This window comes from Kineococcus indalonis (assembly GCF_009906395.1).
In the GTDB taxonomy this organism is placed as follows: Bacteria; Actinomycetota; Actinomycetes; order Actinomycetales; family Kineococcaceae; genus Kineococcus; species Kineococcus indalonis.
In genome coordinates this window covers 1-3393 of sequence record NZ_JAAALM010000448.1, presented here as the reverse complement: position 1 = coordinate 3393, position 3393 = coordinate 1, and the positions used below count along the sequence as shown (strand labels likewise).

Below are 3393 nucleotides of genomic sequence, written 5' to 3'. Positions count from 1 at the left end.
TCTGAGCACCACCACCGGCCCGGGGCGGTGCGTCCCGGGCCGGTGGTGGTGCTCAGAGGGAGCTGCCGACCAGGGCCGTCAGGTCCACGAGGCGGTTGGAGTAGCCCCACTCGTTGTCGTACCAGCCGACGACCTTGACCTGGTCGCCGTTGACCTTCGTCAGGCCCGAGTCGTAGATGCACGAGGCCGGGTCGGTGACGATGTCGCTGGAGACGAGCTCCTCGTCGGAGTACACCAGGAAGCCCTTCAGCGGGCCGTCGGCGGCGGCGCGGTAGGCGGCGTCGACCTCCTCGGCGGTGACCTCGCGGCTCAGGGTGACGGTCAGGTCCGTGGCGGAGCCGGTCGGGACGGGCACGCGCAGCGCGTAGCCGTCGAGCTTGCCCTTCAGCTCGGGCAGCACCAGGCCGATGGCCTTGGCCGCACCGGTGCTGGTGGGCACGATGTTCAGGGCGGCGGCGCGGGCGCGGCGCAGGTCCTTGTGCGGGCCGTCCTGGAGGTTCTGGTCGGCGGTGTACGCGTGCACCGTGGTCATCAGGCCGCGCTCGATGCCGAAGGCGTCCTGGAGGACCTTGGCCAGCGGGGCCAGGCAGTTCGTGGTGCACGACGCGTTGGAGATGATCGTGTGCTGCGCGGGGTCGTAGTCGCCGTCGTTGACGCCCATGACGACGGTGACGTCGTCGTTCTTGGCCGGCGCGGAGATGATGACCTTCTTGGCGCCGCCGGCCACGTGGGCCTTGGCCTTCTCGCCGTCGGTGAAGAAGCCGGTGGACTCGATGACGACGTCCACGCCCAGCTCGCCCCAGGGCAGCTTGCCCGGGTCGCGCTCGGCGAGGACCTTCACGCTGCGGGAGCCGACCACGATGGAGTCGCCCTCGACGCGCACCTCCTCGGGCAGCTTGCCCAGGACGGAGTCGTGCTTGAGCAGGTGGGCTAGCGCCTTGGCGTCGGTGAGGTCGTTGACGGCCACGACCTCGATGTCCGCGCCGGAGGCCAGCGCGGCGCGGAAGAAGTTGCGGCCGATGCGGCCGAAGCCGTTGATGCCGACCTTGGTGGTCATGCGCTCTCCTCCTCGACGCACCGGGCCGGACCCGGGCGCGTCAGCTCTGCGTGTTCCTGACGTGTGCTGCGCCCGCCGCAGCGCCGCGGCGACGCCCCGACCCTATGGCCTGCGTCACGTCCGGGTGCAGCGGGGGGCGCGGCACACGTCAGGACCACGCCGGGACCGTCCCGGTCCGGGCGTCGAGCACGACGGCCGTCAGGCGTCGAGCACGACGGCCGTCAGGCGTCGAGCATGTCGGCCGTCAGGCGTCGAGCATGTCGGCCGTGAGGCCGGAGTCGGTGCCGGGCACGCCCAGCTCGCCGGCGCGCTTGTCGGCCATGCCCAGCAGCCGGCGGATGCGCCCGGCGATGGCGTCCTTGGTCATCGGCGGGTCGGCCAGCTGGCCCAGCTCCTCCAGGCTGGCCTGCTTGTGCTCCAGGCGCAGCCGGCCCGCCTGCAGCAGGTGGTCGGGCACGTCGTCGCCCAGCAGCTCCAGGGCCCGCTCCACCCGCGCGCCGGCGGCCACGGCCGCGCGCGCGGAGCGGCGCAGGTTCGCGTCGTCGAAGTTGGCCAGGCGGTTGGCGGTGGCGCGCACCTCCCGGCGCATGCGCCGCTCCTCCCAGGTCATCATCGCGTCGTGCGCGCCCAGGCGGGTCAGCAGCGCGCTGATGGCGTCGCCGTCGCGCAGCACGACGCGGTCCACGCCGCGCACCTCGCGGGCCTTGGCGGACAGCTCCAGGCGGCGGGCGGCGCCCACCAGCGCCAGCGCCGCCTCCGGGCCCGGGCAGGTGACCTCCAGGGCCGCGGAGCGGCCCGGCTCGGTGAGCGAGCCGCGGGCCAGGAACGCTCCGCGCCAGGCCGCCTCGGCGATCTGGGTGGAGGAGGACACGATGTGCGAGGGCAGCCCGCGCACCGGCCGCCCGCGCGTGTCCAGCAGGCCCGTCTGGCGCGCCAGCGACTCGCCGTCGCGCGCGACCCGCAGCACGTAGCGGGTGGCGCGGCGCAGCCCGGAGGCCTGCACGACGAGCAGGTCGCTGGAGTGCCCGAACACGTCCGCGATGTCGCGCCGCAGCCGGCGCGCGATCGAGGCGGAGTCCAGCTCCGCCTCGATGACGATGCGCCCGGAGACGATGTGCAGCCCCCCGGCGAAGCGCAGCATCACCGACACCTCGGCCTTGCGCGCCGCGGTCGTCGTCACCGGCAGCCGGCTCAGCTCGTCCTTGACCGCCGCCGTCATCGCCATGTCCCGTCCTCCTCGGACCTCGCGTCCACGGGCGGCGCGCACCGCGCCGCCCCCTGCGTGCCCCTCGTCGTGCCCCTCGTCGTGCGCCTCGTCGTGCCCCTCACGGTGCCCGCGCCGCTCACGGCCGCCCCCGCGGCGGCGCCGCCGGTGCCCGGGCCGGCCCGGGCGGGCCGGTGAACACGTCGCGGTAGGCCGCCGCCAGCAGCAGCGCGTCGTGCCGGGCGGTGCCGTCGCCCGCGGAGACCGGGCGCAGCAGCAGCTCCGCGCCCAGGCCGTGCGCCACCGACGCCAGCGCGCCGGCGTCGGCCACGGCCACCGGGTCGGCGACGACCGCGTCCACGCGCAGCCCCGGCGCGTGCGCGGCGAGCACCTCCAGGTGCGCCTCGGCGCTGAAGCCGTCGGTCTCGCCGGGCTGCACGGCCAGGTTCAGGGTGACGCACACGCGCGCGCTCGTCGCGGTGAGGGCGTGCGCCAGGGCCGGGACCATCAGGTGCGGCAGGACGCTGGTGAACCAGGAGCCCGGGCCCAGCACCACCCAGTCCGCGGTGCGCACCGCCTCCAGCACCTCGGCGGGCACCGGCGGGTCCGGCGGCACCAGGCGCACGCCGGCCACCCGGCCGGTGGTGGAGGCGACGGCGACCTGCCCGCGCACGGGCGTGAGGGCGGTCTCGTCGCCGGGCACCAGGCCCAGCACGTCCGCCTCGATGTCCAGGGGCACCGCGGCCATGGGCAGCACGCGCCCGCGCGCGCCCAGCAGCCGGCCGACCCAGTCCAGGCCGGCGACCTGGTCGCCGAGCAGCTCCCACAGGGTGGCGATGAGCAGGTTGCCGGTGGCGTGCTGGTGCAGCCCGCCGGCGCTGTCGAAGCGGTGCTGCAGCACGTCGCGCCAGGTGCGGCCCCACTCGGAGTCGTCGCACAGCGCCGACAGGGCCATGCGCAGGTCCCCGGGGGGCAGGACGCCCAGCTCGCGGCGCAGCCGGCCGGAGGAGCCGCCGTCGTCGGCGACGGTCACCACGGCGGTGAGGCGGTCGGTGAGGTGGCGCAGCGCGGACAGCGAGGCGGACAGCCCGTGCCCGCCGCCGAGGGCGACGACGGCGGGCACGGGCTGTCC

General features: G+C 75.6%; 3 protein-coding genes. All 3 read right to left on the bottom strand.

Annotation, left to right across the window (positions count from 1 at the left end; genetic code table 11):
* Positions 1–52 precede the first annotated feature (52 nt).
* A complete protein-coding gene (gap, locus tag GTR00_RS17230) occupies positions 53–1057 on the bottom strand; it encodes a type I glyceraldehyde-3-phosphate dehydrogenase (protein ID WP_166612813.1) in 1005 nt (334 codons plus the stop codon).
* Positions 1058–1301: 244 nt separating this feature from the next.
* Positions 1302–2282: a DNA-binding protein WhiA gene (gene whiA / locus GTR00_RS17225; protein ID WP_166612812.1), complete on the bottom strand. Its 981-nt coding sequence runs from the start codon at positions 2280–2282 to the stop codon at positions 1302–1304.
* A gap of 118 nt (positions 2283–2400) precedes the next feature.
* Positions 2401–3384, bottom strand: coding sequence for a gluconeogenesis factor YvcK family protein (locus GTR00_RS17220; RefSeq protein WP_166612814.1), 984 nt, complete (start codon positions 3382–3384; stop codon positions 2401–2403).
* Between the last annotated feature and the right edge of the window lie 9 nt (positions 3385–3393).

Bases quoted from the DNA above. Each gene is read 5' to 3' on its own strand.
- gap (WP_166612813.1), bottom strand. From the start codon at position 1,057: ATGACCACCAAGGTCGGCATCAACGGCTTCGGCCGCATCGGCCGCAAC.
- whiA (WP_166612812.1), bottom strand. From the start codon at position 2,282: ATGGCGATGACGGCGGCGGTCAAGGACGAGCTGAGCCGGCTGCCGGTG.